The sequence below is a fragment of the Ruegeria sp. YTSA226 genome (assembly GCF_059609905.1).
This window is the reverse complement of record NZ_JBXWMQ010000007.1, coordinates 109,440-123,540: the sequence shown is the minus strand read 5'-3', so window position 1 is coordinate 123,540 and position 14,101 is coordinate 109,440. Positions and strand designations below refer to the sequence as shown.

Here is a 14,101-nt window from a genome sequence, read left to right as displayed (position 1 = left end):
TAAGACATGTCCCGCGTTAAAGGTGGAACCGTAACTCACGCCCGTCACAAGAAGGTTATCAAGGCCGCCAAAGGTTACTATGGCCGCCGCAAAAGCACCTTCAAGGTTGCCCGTCAGGCCGTAGACAAGGCCAACCAATATGCAACCCGTGACCGTAAGAACCGCAAGCGTAACTTCCGCGCGCTGTGGATCCAGCGGATCAACGCTGCTGTACGTTCGCATGACGAAGCCCTGACATATTCCCGCTTCATCAACGGCCTGAACCTGGCCGGTATTGAAGTGGACCGTAAAGTTCTGGCCGATCTGGCCGTGCACGAACCGGAAGCGTTCGGCGCGATCGTCGCCCAGGCTCAGGCTGCTCTGACCGCCTGATCCTCTGTAAAGAGACAGTGAATAAAGGGCCGTTCCGTTTGGGGCGGCCTTTTTTGTTACTGGTAACTGGTAGGGTCCGCTTTGAACCAAGAAGGCCGGATGCTGTGCAATGTCTGTCTGCCCGATTACTGAGAACGGTCAAACGATCTTGGGTTTATTTGCGATTTGGCTCACATAGGACATAAAACCAAAAAACATCTTGGCAGATACTCTGCGTTTCGCTTCTGATTTCAAAGCCTCTGCAGTTTCGGAAAATAACAGACCCTCTTCCACCATGCGGTCCGCTCCGCGTTCAATTACGGTGAGAAAATAGGTCGCTTCCCCTTCTGCCACATATCCATGACCTTTCCGGGCCCCAAGTTGAAATCCGGCATCGACCAGGATGCCTGAAATCTGACGCATTATCCAAAGATTAGTGACATTTTGATTGATCATGAATTTGATGAGTTGATCGAGCGGATCAAAGTCCGCGATCTGCGCAGTTGCGGTACTGTAGTCGCCATCACAAATTGCCACCACACCTCCGGGCTTCAAAAGGCGGAAGGCCTCTTGGACAACGTCTTCAGGTCCAGGGACGTGGCACAACAACGTGTGCATTAACACAAGGTCAAAGGTCTCGCTTTCAAAACCTGTGTTTTTGGCATCCCCGATATCGAAGCTAAGTCGATCATCATCCCCAAAGCTCTTCTGGGCCCGTGCGACCATGACGGGCGAGGGTTCAATTCCATGAGCCGTTGCGGCTCCTGCAAGCTCCAACAAATCTCGGGTAACGTGTCCTGTTCCTGAACCAAGCTCCAGCGCCCGTGCACCTTTGGGGAGCCTCAGGTTTTCCATGTAGGCTTTGCGAATTGCAATCTGCGCAGGCTCTAAACAGCGCACTTCCATTGCTGTTGCGATCCGCTCTTGAAGGGCGGTATCTTGCGCGCCGAGGTCAGAGTATGGATCGGCCATAAGTTAACTCATTTGAAATGGACCACAGGAGGACATGATAGACCAACATTTTCATCGGCACCAATAGCCGCCATTGAGGCCCATTGGTCGTGTGACGGGGCATCTCCGGCCCTCTGCCCCCTAGCTACACCAGCAACACGTAGGGGCTTCGCCATCATCATGTGTGAAGTTGGCTCCTGAAAACCGCAACTCAGCGCGTAATATGCCGCCTGGTTTCGGCCATACCAATACCCTTTGTCAGGCTGAGTATGCCTATTCTCAAAGCGGCCTGTCAGGATGCAGGATCACCAACTATCGTGTTCAGTGCGCGCTCAGAGATTTTGGTGCCGCACCTTCTTTGCGCCGTTCATCCCGACCAAGATCTGCACGCGGCACCAAATGTTGTCAAATTCGTTGCGACCACCCCATGCCACACAAACGCCCAGCATGGGATTTCTTTAGAGTGCTGCCTTGCGGCTTTCGTCCAGATAAATCTCGCGCAGACGTTTGGCTATGGGTCCCGGCGTGCCGTCGCCCAGCGCTGTGCCGTCAATTTCAACCACAGGCATGACAAAAGCACTGGCAGAGGTGGTGAACGCCTCATCAGCCTCCTTGGCCTCGTCGATAGTGAACAGGCGTTCTTCGACAACCATCTGCGCTTCGGCTGCCATTCGCAGAACGGCCTTGCGGGTGATGCCGTGCAGGATGTCGCTCGACAAGGGCCGGGTGACAATCTTGTTGCCTTTGACAAAATACGCGTTGTTGCTGGTGCCCTCGGTCACATAGCCGCCTTCGACCATCCAGGCATCATCACAGCCCGCGGCCTTGGCCATCATCTTGCCCAGCGAGGGATAGAGCAGCTGTGTCGTCTTGATGTCGCGCCGGCCCCAACGGATATCCTCGATCGAGATGACCTTGGCACCTTTCCGGGCAGCAGGGCTGTCTGCCAGACCCGGCTTGTTTTGGGTGAACAAAACCAGTGTGGGTTTGGTATCAGCCGCAGGAAATGCAAAATCCCGGTCGCCGTCGCTGCCGCGCGTGACCTGAAGATAGACCAGCCCCTCTTCAATGCCGTTCAACTCAACCAGCTTGCGGTGGATCTCCAGCAGCTCGTCCTTCGCGCAGGGTTCAGCCATCTGTAATTCGTCCAGCGAGCGCTTGAGGCGGACCGCGTGGCCTTCGAAGTCGATCAGCTTGCCGTCCAGAACGCTGGTCACCTCATACACGGCATCGGCCATCAGGAAGCCACGATCAAAGATCGACACTGTGGCTTCGGTTTCGGGCAGGTAGTCGCCATTCACATAAACGGTGCGGGTCATGTCAATCTCCTTAGCCCCAGAGCGCCGCCAATGGCGGGTACACTCCGGCATCATCAAAAGTCAGCGGGTTGTCGCGGTCTTCGGCCAACAGAAGTGGTCCGTCAAGGTCCGTTACCATCGCACCCTGCGCCAGCAATGTCGCAGGGGCCATCGCCAAAGAGCTGCCGACCATACAGCCGACCATGATGTCATAGCCTTCAGCAATCGCCGCTTTGCGCAGCTCCAGCGCTTCGGTCAGACCTCCGGTCTTGTCGAGCTTGATGTTGATCACATCATATTTGCCCTTCAGTTTGGGCAGGCTGGCACGATCATGGCAGGATTCGTCGGCGCATACGGGAACCGGGCGCTCCATCCCGATCAGCGCGTCATCGTCACCGGCGGGCAGAGGTTGCTCGACCAAGGCCACACCCAGGCGCACAAGATGTGGCGCAAGATCGGTGTAAACGGCGGCGGACCAACCTTCATTTGCGTCCACGATGATTGTCGCATCCGGTGCGCCTGCGCGAACGGCTTCAAGTCGGGGCATGTCATCCGGCGTGCCCAGTTTGATCTTTAAAAGCGGGCGATGTGCATTCGCAGCCGCCTGCGCCTGCATCGCCTCGGCGGTGTCCAATGACAATGTATAGGCCGTGATTTCGGGGCCCGGCTGAGGCAGCCCAGCCAGATTCCAGACGCGTTTACCGGCACGCTTGGCCTCAAGATCCCACAGCGCACAATCTACGGCATTCCGTGCAGCGCCCGCAGGCAATAGGTCTATCAGTTGCACTCGGTCGAAACTGTCGGGCAATCCGGCAATTTCAGCCTCGACCGAATCCAGTGTTTCACCATAACGCGCATAGGGCACACATTCGCCCCAGCCCTGATACTGGCCGTCAGAAATGCGTACAGTCAGAACCTTGGCCTCGGTCCGTGACCCACGTGAAATTGTAAAGACCTGAGCCAGCCTGAATACATCGCGAGAGACGTCAATTTGCATAACATACCTTTTCCTGGCTGAGCCGCCCGGATTTTCCAATTTAGATCCGGGCCGGCGGGACCAGACCGCTTTATACTGCTGCCAGCGCGTCGACCAGCTTGCCTGCACCAAAACGGAACGGGTCCGTCGCGGGCAGCCCCATGTCGGCTTCGACCTGTGCCAGATAGGCGGATGCGTCTGCTTCGCTCATATGCTGCGTGTTGACCGAAACACCGATGACCTGACACTCAGGATTGGCAACCTTGGCCAGCGCCAGCGCCGTGTCCCGCAGAGCCTGCAAAGATGGCAAACTATAGGTCGGCAGACCGCGCATATGCTCGCGGGTGGGTTCATGGGACAGGATCAACGCGTCCGGTTGACCGCCATGGATCAACGCCATTGTCACACCGGAATATGACACATGAAACAGTGACCCTTGCCCTTCGATCAAATCCCAGTGGTCGTCATCATTGTCGGGTGTCAGCCATTCGACCGATCCCGCCATGAAATCTGCGATCACCGCGTCCAGCGGTACACCGTCACCGGTGATCAGAATGCCAGTCTGGCCAGTAGCTCGGAAGGTCGACTTCATGCCACGCTTGCGCATCTCGGCATCCATAGCCATCGCGGTGTACATCTTGCCAACCGAACAATCGGTGCCCACGGCAAGACAGCGCTTACCTTTACGTTTGATGCCGTTGGCGATTGGATAGTCGACCGACGGAACCCGCACATCATGCAGCTTGCGGCCTGTTGCTTCGGCGACTGCGACTAGATCGGGTTCATCACACAAAAGGTTGTGCAGGCCCGAGGCCAGGTCGAAACCTTCCTCCAATGCCATGACCAGCACCTTTTTCCATTCCTGACTGATCACACCGCCACGATTGGCCACGCCAATGACCAAAGTCTTGGCCCCGGCCTCTTTGGCCTTAGCCAGGGACATGTCGGTCAGGCCCAGATCGGCTTTACAGCCCTCCATCCGGTATTGACCCACGGCGTTTTCCGGACGCCAGTCCTTGATTCCAACGGCAACCTTGGCCGCCAACTGGTCGGGCGCATCGCCCAAAAACAACAGATACGGTGTCTCGATCATTGCGGTGCACTCCTTTGATTCTGGCGCAGGCTATGGGACGGGCAAGGCGAGTGTTTCTCGATTTCGCCCAGCATCGCTGGATCCCGCAGGAAAATTTCGCGCAAATATCTCAGCTTGCGCAAAATTCTTTCAAGTTTTTAAAGCGATTAAACTTTAATCACCAGAGACACGGCGCATTGCGGCGAATGCTGCGACTGCATTGACGCAGATGCACAAACATGCTTGCGGAGACCTGCGCAATTTAATACCTCATAAGACAACAAAATCGCAATTTCCTTTCCTGCACGAGGTCCAGATGAGCTTTCGCATTCAACCCGCCGCCCCCGCGCGCCCCAACCGTTGTCAGTTGTTTGGCCCCGGGTCGAACACCAAGCTGTTCCCCAAGATGGCGGCCTCTGCGGCGGATGTGATCAATCTTGACCTTGAGGATTCGGTTGCACCATCTGACAAGGATACAGCACGTGCCAATGTCATCGAGGCGCTGAGCACCCTTGATTGGGGCTCCAAATACATGTCCGTACGAATCAACGGACTGGATACGCCTTACTGGTACCGCGATGTCGTAGATGTGATGGAGCAGGCCGGAGATCGACTGGACCAGATCATGATCCCCAAGGTCGGTTGTGCGGCGGATGTCTATGCGGTGGACGCGTTGGTCACCGCCATCGAACGCGCAAAAGGCCGTACCAAACCAATCAGCTTTGAGGTCATCATCGAATCCGCAGCTGGCCTCGCCCATGTCGAAGAAATCGCCGCCTCGTCCCCCCGGATGCAAGCCATGAGCCTTGGGGCCGCCGACTTTGCGGCCTCGATGGGCATGCAGACAACTGGCATCGGCGGCACGCAGGAAAATTATTACATGCTGCGCGAAGGTGAAAAACACTGGTCCGACCCGTGGCACTGGGCGCAGGCCGCCATCGTTGCCGCCTGCCGCACCCATGGCGTGCTGCCGGTGGATGGACCGTTCGGCGATTTCAGCGATGACGAAGGCTATATCGCGCAGGCCAAACGTTCTGCCACTTTGGGCATGGTCGGCAAATGGGCAATCCACCCCAAGCAGATCGCACTGGCCAACCAGGTCTTTACTCCGTCCGATGAAGCCGTGTCAGAGGCCAGCGAGATCTTGGCCGCAATGGAGAAGGCCAAGGCCAATGGCGAAGGTGCGACGGTCTACAAGGGGCGTCTGGTGGATATCGCCTCGATCAAACAGGCCGAGGTGATCGTGGCCCAGGCCGAATTGATCGCTGCCAATAGCTAAAAGTAGAAAGGCGCCTCACCGGGCGCCTTTTTCTTACCGTCCGAAGACATCATTGGGTGTCCAGGTGAACCTTTCGCCCTTTTTACCAGATTTCATCATCAGACAGGATGTTCCGAGCTTCTGGAAATAGATGATCTTGAGCGCGTACCACCCGGCTTTGGGCACATCGACTTCGGTCCGCTGATTGGCCTCGCAGCCCTGAATGCCCGAGACTTGTCCAATGTTCTGGCCTCCGACGAATGCCTCTATCCCGTCATTTGACCACGTTTCCAACTCGTAGATTCCAGCAGAGTCGAACCGCATGTACCCCGTAATTTCGGCGGCGACATTGTAAGCGCCGTCAAACGTCATGACGTCCTGACCCTTACTGGTGTCCCTGTAATCCAAGCCCCGCAACGGTTGTCCGGGCTGCGCTTTAGACAGCATGCTTTTTGCATGGCTCAGATCTCGGATCTTCTTGTGTTGATTGCCAGTGCCAAAGTAATTCACATTCAATCCCGCCTTGGGGCTAGGCTGTGGGTTGGCAGGTTGCAGTTTTAACGGAGCTGCAAAAGATGCACCCGCAATCATCACCAAAGTTGCGACCAGTGCTCCGGTCCGAACAAGTTTCATCGTCTTCTCCCTGAATACGACCGGTTGGGGTTGTCCCCATTTTTGGTCAATTCTTTGGCAAGACAGTAAAACGTGAATCCAACTCCGGCAAGTCGGTACAGAATCATCTTTCCAATGTCAGGCCCGCATATCCTTGGGCGAGCCCATGACGACATAGGACGTGATCGACGTGACATGGGGCAAAGTCCCCAGAACTTCGGTGTGAAAAGTTTTGTAAGACGACAGATCTGCACATTCCACGCGCAACAGGTATTCGATCGTGCCGGTGATGTTATGGCACTCCACCACTTCAGGCGCGCGCTGCAAAGCACGCTCGAACCCTTCCTGAGCGGCCTTTGTATGTTCGCCCAGCCCAACGCCGATATAGGCGACAAAGCCGATGCCCAGCGCAGGTGGGTTCAATACAGCACGATAGCCCGAGATCACGCCCGCGCGCTCTAATTCCTGAACACGGCGCAAACAGGCCGAGGCTGACAGCCCGACCCGATCGGCCAATTCAAGGTTGCTTATCCGCCCATCACGTGTCAGCTCACGCAATATATGGCGATTTATATCATCCAACTTGATCATTAATTGCAGAATTACCGCAATAACCAGCGCAAACGCAATTTCATTTGGGCGGATTCCATCAATTATCTGCGCTATGAACCCTGAATTGCTTTTTGCCCTCGTCACCTTTGCCTTCGTCTCGTCGATCACGCCGGGACCCAATAACCTGATGCTGATGGCCTCGGGCGCGAATTTCGGGTTTCGACGCACAATCCCACATATGTTCGGAATCGGGTTGGGCTTTACAGTCATGGTCCTTCTGGTCGGAACGGGGCTGGTGCAGGTGTTTGATGCCTATCCGATCAGCTATACCGTGTTGAAAGCGGCGTCGGTGGCCTATCTGCTGTATCTGGCATGGAAAATCGCGCATTCGGCCCCAGCCGAAGCGGGCGCACCTGCGGGGACACCGATGACGTTTTTACAGGCCGCAGCATTCCAATGGGTCAATCCAAAAGCCTGGGCCATGGCCCTGACAGCAACAACCGTATACACTCCCGATCGCTCCCTGAACGCCATCGTTGGTGTCGCGATTGTTTTCGGCGCAATCAATTTACCTTCGGTCAGCACGTGGACGGTACTCGGGCAGCAGATGGCGCGGATTCTCACGAACCCACACCGACTGATGCTGTTCAACTGGGTGATGGCGGGGCTGCTGGTCGCGTCGCTCTACCCTGTGCTTTGGCCCGTTTGAGAACGTTCGAAGGCTAGCAATGACCGGTCATCAAGGTCCTTTTGAGGGTGAATACGGGCACCCCTACCAACCCTTTAAATCTTGCTGAGTTGCATCCGGGGCAACGTCAGGCCATATAGCAGGGAACTTCCGCGTTGAGAGGCGTCATGACCCAGTATCTGGAATTCGAAAAACCTTTGGCCGAGATCGAAGGAAAGGCCGAGGAACTGCGTGCACTGGCGCGCGCCAATGAAGAGATGGATGTGGCCGCAGAGGCCGCCGCTCTGGATGCCAAGGCTGAAAAGCTGTTGGACGAACTCTATGCCGATCTGACGCCATGGAGAAAATGTCAGGTCGCTCGTCACCCTGGACGTCCCCATTGCAAAGACTACGTGGAAGATCTGTTCACCGAATTCACACCTCTGGCAGGCGATCGGAATTTTGCTGACGACCTGGCCGTGATCGGCGGTCTGGCGCGGTTCAACGATCAACCCGTTATGGTGATCGGCCACGAAAAGGGCAGCGACACCAAATCGCGCATCGAACGCAATTTCGGCATGGCTCGCCCCGAAGGGTATCGCAAGGCTGTCCGACTGATGGAAATGGCAGGACGCTTTGGACTGCCGGTTATCACCTTGATCGACACGGCTGGCGCCTATCCCGGCAAAGGCGCCGAAGAGCGCGGCCAGTCCGAGGCGATTGCCCGCTCGACCGAAATGTGCCTGAAGATCGGCGTCCCGTTGGTCTCGGTCATCATCGGCGAAGGTGGATCAGGCGGTGCGGTGGCTTTTGCAACGGCAAACCGTGTCGCGATGCTGGAGCATTCGGTCTATTCGGTCATTTCACCCGAAGGCTGCGCCTCGATCCTTTGGAAAGATTCAGAGAAAATGCGCGAAGCAGCCGAAGCGTTGCGGCTGACCGCGCAAGACCTGCACAAGCTGGGCGTTTGCGACCGGATCATTTCGGAACCCAAGGGCGGCGCACATCGCGATCGCGCTGCGACCGTGGACTCCGTGCGGGATGCGATTACGGCGATGCTCAAGGATCTGGACGGCAAGGATTCCGCCGCCCTGATCAGAGATCGTCGTCAAAAATTCCTCGACATCGGCTCAAAAGGGCTGGCTGCGTAACCCTCAGCCCCCCAACTGCCTCAGCAGCGCAACTGAGGGCTCTCCGGTCGCGGGCAGCCCATTGGCCCGCTGGTACGCAGAAATCGCGGATGTCGTGTTATTCCCGATGACACCATCCGCCCCTTGCGTATCGTAGCCCGCGGATGTCAAACGGCGCTGCAACTCTTTGCGGTTCTCAAGTGTCAGCCCAGTCTCATCCGGGCCGAACGAGGCCTGGAACGGCGCCCCTCCGGCAATTCGGTCTGATAGATGCCCTACCCCGATCGCATAGCTGTCCGAGTTATTATACCGTTTGATCACCTGAAAATTGCGGAACACGGCAATGCGGGGCCCTGGCACCTGGGGTTGCAGCACAGCAACCGGCGTACCGGATACCGTCCCGGCCTCACCGCCCCAGGGCTGCCCACGCACCCAACCGGAACGCGCCAGATAAGCCGCCGTTGATGCCAGCGAATCCGTTGGGTCGTCGGACCAGATATCGCGCCGTCCATCGCCGGTGAAATCTACCGCATAGGCCAGATAAGAGGTCGGGATGAACTGCGTGTGCCCCATGGCACCGGCCCAGCTACCTGTCATGTTGGCAGGCGCCGTGTCGCCGTTCTGCAGAATCTTCATCGTTGCCATCAGTTGGCTCTCAAAGAACTGCCCGCGCCGACCGTCATAGGCCAGCGTCGACAGGGCCGATACAACAGGCACATCCCCACGCCGCGCACCATAACGGCTTTCAAGCCCCCAAATTGCCACGACAACTTCTTTGTCCACGCCGTACTGCGCCTCGATCTGAGACAGCGTTCCCGCATGACGCACCAGCATTTGCTTGCCGGTCGCGATCCGTTCATCCGAGGTTGCAATCGCCAGGTAGTCTTCAAGCGACCTCTTGAACTCGACCTGATTTCGGTCCCGCTCGATCACTCCGGGCAGATATCCCGCGCCCTGGAAGGCGCGGTTAATTGTGCTTTGCGAAATCCCCTGTGCGGCCGCGCGGCTTTTGAAGCCCGCCACCCAGGCGTCCCAGCCCGCGTTCCGAACCGGTTGCATGCGCGCGGCCGGCGCCGAAGAAGAAGGCACGCTGTCCGTACAGGCAACCAACAAGCCGGAGCCCAGCCCAAGGGAAAATAACCGTCGATCAATCATGGTTGAAAACTGCTCTTATTGTGATTTCTCACAGCCTAGCGCAGAGAAATCGCCGGGGCCAGAACAGCGATACCGAACCGGGCGATTTCGGCAGCTTCGGCAACAAGCCGCTTAGCTGACCAGCATCCGCAGGCCCTGTGTAACATCCGAGCGAACCGCAAGGCGCAGGCCCGGCTCATCCCCGGCCTTTAGCGCCGCAATTATCAGCTTGTGGTGATGCGGTGGTTCCGTTCGCCGCAGCCGCCCATAAAGCGCGCGCATCGTCGGCCCAAGCTGCAACCATACGGTTTCGGCAATCGCCAGCATCGCCGGGGCCTGCGCCCGCAGATACAGAGTTCGGTGAAACTCCAGATTGGTGCGAATATATCCAACGGCATCACGTTTGGTGACCATCTCGGCCACCGTCATGTTGATGCTCTGCAATCGGTCAATCAGGGCAATATGCGCACGGGGCAATGCCCGGCTGGCCAGCTCGACCTCAAGCAAGGCCCGCAGCGCAGCAAGCTCTTCGATCCGGTCATTGGTCAGCTCGGGCGTCGAGACGCGGCCCGAGGACGACAGAAACAGCGCCCCTTCAGCCGCAAGCCGACGCACCGCCTCGCGGGCCGGAGTCATCGAGACACCAAACTCTTTCCCAATTCCCCTTAAGGTCAGTGCCTGACCGGGGGCGATGTCGCCATGCATGATGCGGGATCGCAGGGCCCGGTACACCCGGTCATGCGTTGCGGTCTGCGTTTCCGAGGGGCGTGTGTTCAACATGTCTCTATGTGATCACAAACACCGCACAGGTCAACTCGCAGGCGCGTCAAATCTGAACTGATGCAACTGCGCCCCGTTGTCGCGCAGCCAGCGCCGCTGTTCTTTGTAATCTCCGAATAACCGCTCGACCTGGGCCCAAAAGGCTGGGGAATGGTTCATCTCGGCCAGATGCGCCACCTCATGTGCGGCAACATAATGCAGGACGTCTGGTGGAGCGAGAATCAGCCGCCAGGAAAACATCAACCCACCCTCAGAACTGCATGATCCCCAGCGCGATCGGGTATCCCGAATGGAGATGCTGGCATAAGCCCTACCCAACATCGCTGCGTAGTCATCACATGCGCCGGTCAGCCGGTCGCGTGCCAGTTCTTTCAAAAAGCGCGCCAAACGTCGCGCTTCAGCGCCTTCAGGTACTGAAATCTGGTCCGCCTGCAACAGAACGCGTCGGCCCGTTGCCCGGACAATGCGCCGTTGGGTGCCCTCAACAGGAATATGCTGCCCAAATTGAACCACCGAGGGGTCTGGCCGATCACTCAGGTGCTGCCGAATCCAGCTTTCTTTTTGGCGGGCAAAGTTCAACGCATCTGATTCAGCAACGCCATTTGGATAGGTCAGTGTAACACGCCCGTCCAACTGGGATATACGCAGACTGATCCGCCGTGCCCGCGCCGATTTGCGCAATGTCAGCGGCACCGGAGGCGATCCTGGCAGTGCGTGATCTCCCATAGGTCTGTTTCTCCTGCTCAAAGGCTTTGACAGTGCCCGCTGCTTGTGGCACCTGACCTGAATCGTCGATACGACTCACCTGATATCAAGGGGATTGGACATGCCCAAGGAAGAATGGGGTGTAAAGCGCGTTTGCCCGACCACCGGTAAACGGTTTTATGACCTGAACAAAGACCCGATCGTTAGCCCTTATACCGGCGAGATCGTGGAACTCGAAACCGGTAAAAGCCGGATGATCGCAGCAGATGCAGAAGATGCCGCATCGGCCAAGGCGCGCGAAAACGCGCCTGAGGAAGAACTGGTTCTGGATGACGACGACGATGTCGAAGTCGATCTGGATGATGATTTGCTGGATGACGATGATGACAGCAGTGATGAAGTTCCGCTGGACGACATCACTGACATTCCAGCAGAGGACGATAGCTGATCACGGTCAGAGGCGGCCTCGCGCCGCCTCGCGCCATTTGCAATCTGGTTGCAAAATTTTAACGGCGACGCCTGTTTTTGGACTTGCGCTTAGCGCCACTGTCTCATAAACGTCCGCCCACTGCTTCTGCAGTACCTGTATGGGGCCTTAGCTCAGTTGGGAGAGCGCTTGCATGGCATGCAAGAGGTCAGGGGTTCGACTCCCCTAGGCTCCACCAAAACCTCATTCAGATATTTTGCGTCACTTAAGAATCTGAATGGAAAAGATAATTCACCGGTTCGAAGATCCGATTTGGAAGAGTAACTTCCCTTCTGAACAAATAGCATTCTAAGCAGCACTCTCTTGCCCCTATAGTCGCTTTTTTTCCATACTTTCCAAGATTTTGACAGAATTTCGGCGACCGGTTCGAACATCTCTTCAAAATTCCTATGCGGAACTTCGAAATCTTCCAACTTCCGCTTGAGCTCTTCCTGCTTCATCGTCTGTCTGGCTACAGGAATGACAACCCACACGTTGCGGACTTTTCCGCCGCTCCACCCATGATTGATAATATCTGGTCTGTAGCACATTGCGACAATTGTGACGTGTGCTTGTTTCAAGTTTCAATCTTGGCCGCTTTGACCGGATTGGACCGTATAGTAAGGAATCTTGGAATTGCGGCCTGATCCAGGCAATATTGCCAAATCAAAGCGGTCTCAATCGAGTGCTGTGCCCACCCCGGAGTTTGATGCGGTAATGTCGACCACTATCCACTCAGCCAAGGGTGGGCGAGACAGACATCCCCTAGCCTAATACTGCTGTAACCGCGCGCAGAGTTGCGGCGACGACGGTATCAGCTTCTTCACGACTCAGGCAAAACGGTGGCGCGAAGCCCAAGATGTCGCCTTGCGGCATAGCGCGTGCGATGACCTTATCCTGTGCCAAAAGAGCGGCTGAGACTTGCGGGCCGATCTTGTCCGCGGAGTCAAAGAAGGTGCGGCTATCTTTATCCTTCACGAACTCGACCGCGCACAACATTCCTTCGCCGCGCACATCGCCGACATTGGCGTGTGCTGACAGTGCATCCTTCATCGACTGCTTCAGATAAGCGCCGACTTTGCCTGCGTTTTCGATCAGGTTCAGATCATCAATCAGTTTGAGGTTTGCCACACCGGCCGCCGCCCCGATCGGGTGTGCCGAATAGGTCCAGCCGTGGCCGATGGCGCCGTTTTCATCCGTGCCCTGTTCCAGCACCTTCCACACTTTTTCAGAAACAATCGAACCTGACAGTGGCGCGTAGGCCGAGGTGAGGCCTTTGGCGATGGTGATGATATCGGATTCCAAGCCGTAATGCTCCGACCCGAACATGCTGCCCAGGCGGCCAAACCCGGTCACAACTTCATCGGCAACCAACAGGATATCATGCTTGCGCAATACGCCCTGGATGGCGGCCCAGTAGCATTCGGGCGGGGGCACGATACCACCGGTTCCCAGCACCGGCTCGCCAATAAACGCGGCGATTGTATCAGCGCCTTCACGTTCAATCAGCGCCTCCAGTTCAGTAACGCAATGCGCGACGAATTCGGCTTCGCTTTGGTCCAGATTATCGCGGCGGAAATAATAGGGCGCTTCGGTATGAACCACCTGCGTGAGCGGCAGATCGAACTTTTTGTGGAATAGTTCCAGCCCAGTCAGCGACCCGGTGACAAGGCCCGAGCCATGATACCCTCGCCAGCGCGAGATGATCTTTTTCTTTTCGGGGCGGCCCAGGATATTGTTGTAATACCATATTAATTTGACGTTGGTCTCATTTGCATCTGAACCGCCCAGGCCGAAATAGACCTTGGACATATTCGAAGGCGCGCGATCAAGGATCATCTTGGACAGCGTGATGGAGGCTTCTGTGCCGTGGCCCACGTAGGAATGATAATAGGCCAACTCGCGGGCTTGATCCGCAATCGCTTCGGCAATTTCCTGACGGCCATAGCCCACATTCACGCAATAAAGTCCTGCAAAGGCGTCCAGCAATTTGGTACCATCACGGTCTTCGATATGGACCCCGCTTGCGGTTTTGATCACACGGGTCGCTGTTTCGCCCCGCGCGTGCTGGGCCAGATGAGTGGAGGGATGAAAAAAGTTCTCGCGGTCCCATTGGTCAAGTTGATCGTTCTTCAGCATCTTTTCACTC

General features: G+C 56.6%; 15 protein-coding genes and 1 tRNA gene. 6 read left to right on the top strand and 10 right to left on the bottom strand.

Annotated features, from left to right (window positions below; all coding sequences use genetic code 11):
• Window positions 1-6: 6 nt before the first annotated feature.
• Complete coding sequence (gene rplT, locus AC2FFF_RS11990) at window positions 7-372, top strand: 50S ribosomal protein L20 (protein WP_142637903.1); 366 nt, start codon at window positions 7-9, stop codon at window positions 370-372.
• A 138-nt stretch (window positions 373-510) separates the two neighbouring features.
• Here the strand turns inward: rplT and AC2FFF_RS11985 are convergent, their stop codons facing one another.
• From AC2FFF_RS11985 to dgcN, 4 genes are all read right to left on the bottom strand, one after another.
• Entirely contained in the window at window positions 511-1,323 is an 813-nt protein-coding gene (locus tag AC2FFF_RS11985) for a class I SAM-dependent methyltransferase (RefSeq protein ID WP_496882951.1), read from the bottom strand.
• A 437-nt stretch (window positions 1,324-1,760) separates the two neighbouring features.
• Window positions 1,761-2,621: a D-amino-acid transaminase gene (locus tag AC2FFF_RS11980; protein WP_142637899.1), complete on the bottom strand. Its 861-nt coding sequence runs from the start codon at window positions 2,619-2,621 to the stop codon at window positions 1,761-1,763.
• Window positions 2,622-2,631: 10 nt separating this feature from the next.
• Complete coding sequence (gene dgcA, locus AC2FFF_RS11975) at window positions 2,632-3,597, bottom strand: N-acetyl-D-Glu racemase DgcA (RefSeq protein WP_281973128.1); 966 nt, start codon at window positions 3,595-3,597, stop codon at window positions 2,632-2,634.
• A 70-nt stretch (window positions 3,598-3,667) separates the two neighbouring features.
• On the bottom strand, window positions 3,668-4,669 hold the full coding sequence (gene dgcN, locus AC2FFF_RS11970; protein WP_271950080.1) for an N-acetyltransferase DgcN: 1,002 nt from the start codon (window positions 4,667-4,669) through the stop codon (window positions 3,668-3,670).
• A 295-nt stretch (window positions 4,670-4,964) separates the two neighbouring features.
• Here dgcN and AC2FFF_RS11965 point away from each other — a divergent pair, with 295 nt between their 5' ends.
• On the top strand, window positions 4,965-5,927 hold the full coding sequence (locus tag AC2FFF_RS11965) for an L-malyl-CoA/beta-methylmalyl-CoA lyase (RefSeq protein ID WP_496882950.1): 963 nt from the start codon (window positions 4,965-4,967) through the stop codon (window positions 5,925-5,927).
• 33 nt (window positions 5,928-5,960) lie between these two features.
• On the opposite strand, the gene AC2FFF_RS11960 is transcribed toward AC2FFF_RS11965, so the two are convergent.
• Together AC2FFF_RS11960 and AC2FFF_RS11955 are read right to left on the bottom strand one after the other, a co-directional pair.
• On the bottom strand, window positions 5,961-6,539 hold the full coding sequence (locus AC2FFF_RS11960; RefSeq protein WP_142637891.1) for a PA14 domain-containing protein: 579 nt from the start codon (window positions 6,537-6,539) through the stop codon (window positions 5,961-5,963).
• Between the two features lie 117 nt (window positions 6,540-6,656).
• Window positions 6,657-7,109, bottom strand: a complete 453-nt coding sequence (locus AC2FFF_RS11955; RefSeq protein ID WP_281973130.1) for an Lrp/AsnC family transcriptional regulator — start codon at window positions 7,107-7,109, stop codon at window positions 6,657-6,659.
• Between the two features lie 73 nt (window positions 7,110-7,182).
• Here AC2FFF_RS11955 and AC2FFF_RS11950 point away from each other — a divergent pair, with 73 nt between their 5' ends.
• Together AC2FFF_RS11950 and AC2FFF_RS11945 are read left to right on the top strand one after the other, a co-directional pair.
• The gene (locus tag AC2FFF_RS11950; protein ID WP_142637887.1) at window positions 7,183-7,779 is read left to right on the top strand and encodes a LysE family translocator; all 597 of its coding nucleotides are present in this window, start codon (window positions 7,183-7,185) and stop codon (window positions 7,777-7,779) included.
• 146 nt (window positions 7,780-7,925) lie between these two features.
• A complete protein-coding gene (locus tag AC2FFF_RS11945) occupies window positions 7,926-8,888 on the top strand; it encodes an acetyl-CoA carboxylase carboxyltransferase subunit alpha (protein WP_142637885.1) in 963 nt (320 codons plus the stop codon).
• Window positions 8,889-8,891: 3 nt separating this feature from the next.
• Here AC2FFF_RS11945 and AC2FFF_RS11940 read toward each other — a convergent pair whose 3' ends face one another.
• The 3 genes from AC2FFF_RS11940 to AC2FFF_RS11930 form a co-directional block, all read right to left on the bottom strand.
• On the bottom strand, window positions 8,892-10,022 hold the full coding sequence (locus AC2FFF_RS11940; RefSeq protein WP_281973131.1) for a lytic murein transglycosylase: 1,131 nt from the start codon (window positions 10,020-10,022) through the stop codon (window positions 8,892-8,894).
• A gap of 111 nt (window positions 10,023-10,133) precedes the next feature.
• Window positions 10,134-10,781, bottom strand: a complete 648-nt coding sequence (locus tag AC2FFF_RS11935) for a GntR family transcriptional regulator (protein WP_271950069.1) — start codon at window positions 10,779-10,781, stop codon at window positions 10,134-10,136.
• 30 nt (window positions 10,782-10,811) lie between these two features.
• Window positions 10,812-11,507: a M48 family metallopeptidase gene (locus AC2FFF_RS11930; protein WP_142637879.1), complete on the bottom strand. Its 696-nt coding sequence runs from the start codon at window positions 11,505-11,507 to the stop codon at window positions 10,812-10,814.
• Window positions 11,508-11,607: 100 nt separating this feature from the next.
• Here AC2FFF_RS11930 and AC2FFF_RS11925 point away from each other — a divergent pair, with 100 nt between their 5' ends.
• Both AC2FFF_RS11925 and AC2FFF_RS11920 read left to right on the top strand, forming a co-directional pair.
• Window positions 11,608-11,934, top strand: coding sequence for a TIGR02300 family protein (locus AC2FFF_RS11925; protein ID WP_271950067.1), 327 nt, complete (start codon window positions 11,608-11,610; stop codon window positions 11,932-11,934).
• Between the two features lie 141 nt (window positions 11,935-12,075).
• Window positions 12,076-12,151 (top strand) — tRNA-Ala (locus AC2FFF_RS11920).
• Window positions 12,152-12,717: 566 nt separating this feature from the next.
• Here AC2FFF_RS11920 and AC2FFF_RS11915 read toward each other — a convergent pair.
• On the bottom strand, window positions 12,718-14,091 hold the full coding sequence (locus AC2FFF_RS11915; protein WP_142637875.1) for an aspartate aminotransferase family protein: 1,374 nt from the start codon (window positions 14,089-14,091) through the stop codon (window positions 12,718-12,720).
• Between the last annotated feature and the right edge of the window lie 10 nt (window positions 14,092-14,101).

What these genes read in the sequence shown, in the direction of transcription:
- AC2FFF_RS11935 (WP_271950069.1), bottom strand. Translation starts at nt 10,781, where the DNA reads ATGTTGAACACACGCCCCTCGGAAACGCAGACCGCAACGCATGACCGG.
- AC2FFF_RS11965 (WP_496882950.1), top strand. Translation starts at nt 4,965, where the DNA reads ATGAGCTTTCGCATTCAACCCGCCGCCCCCGCGCGCCCCAACCGTTGT.
- AC2FFF_RS11980 (WP_142637899.1), bottom strand. Translation starts at nt 2,621, where the DNA reads ATGACCCGCACCGTTTATGTGAATGGCGACTACCTGCCCGAAACCGAA.
- AC2FFF_RS11925 (WP_271950067.1), top strand. Translation starts at nt 11,608, where the DNA reads ATGCCCAAGGAAGAATGGGGTGTAAAGCGCGTTTGCCCGACCACCGGT.
- AC2FFF_RS11940 (WP_281973131.1), bottom strand. Translation starts at nt 10,022, where the DNA reads ATGATTGATCGACGGTTATTTTCCCTTGGGCTGGGCTCCGGCTTGTTG.
- AC2FFF_RS11930 (WP_142637879.1), bottom strand. Translation starts at nt 11,507, where the DNA reads ATGGGAGATCACGCACTGCCAGGATCGCCTCCGGTGCCGCTGACATTG.
- AC2FFF_RS11955 (WP_281973130.1), bottom strand. Translation starts at nt 7,109, where the DNA reads ATGATCAAGTTGGATGATATAAATCGCCATATATTGCGTGAGCTGACA.
- AC2FFF_RS11985 (WP_496882951.1), bottom strand. Translation starts at nt 1,323, where the DNA reads ATGGCCGATCCATACTCTGACCTCGGCGCGCAAGATACCGCCCTTCAA.
- AC2FFF_RS11945 (WP_142637885.1), top strand. Translation starts at nt 7,926, where the DNA reads ATGACCCAGTATCTGGAATTCGAAAAACCTTTGGCCGAGATCGAAGGA.
- dgcA (WP_281973128.1), bottom strand. Translation starts at nt 3,597, where the DNA reads ATGCAAATTGACGTCTCTCGCGATGTATTCAGGCTGGCTCAGGTCTTT.
- AC2FFF_RS11950 (WP_142637887.1), top strand. Translation starts at nt 7,183, where the DNA reads ATGAACCCTGAATTGCTTTTTGCCCTCGTCACCTTTGCCTTCGTCTCG.
- dgcN (WP_271950080.1), bottom strand. Translation starts at nt 4,669, where the DNA reads ATGATCGAGACACCGTATCTGTTGTTTTTGGGCGATGCGCCCGACCAG.
- rplT (WP_142637903.1), top strand. Translation starts at nt 7, where the DNA reads ATGTCCCGCGTTAAAGGTGGAACCGTAACTCACGCCCGTCACAAGAAG.
- AC2FFF_RS11960 (WP_142637891.1), bottom strand. Translation starts at nt 6,539, where the DNA reads ATGAAACTTGTTCGGACCGGAGCACTGGTCGCAACTTTGGTGATGATT.
- AC2FFF_RS11915 (WP_142637875.1), bottom strand. Translation starts at nt 14,091, where the DNA reads ATGCTGAAGAACGATCAACTTGACCAATGGGACCGCGAGAACTTTTTT.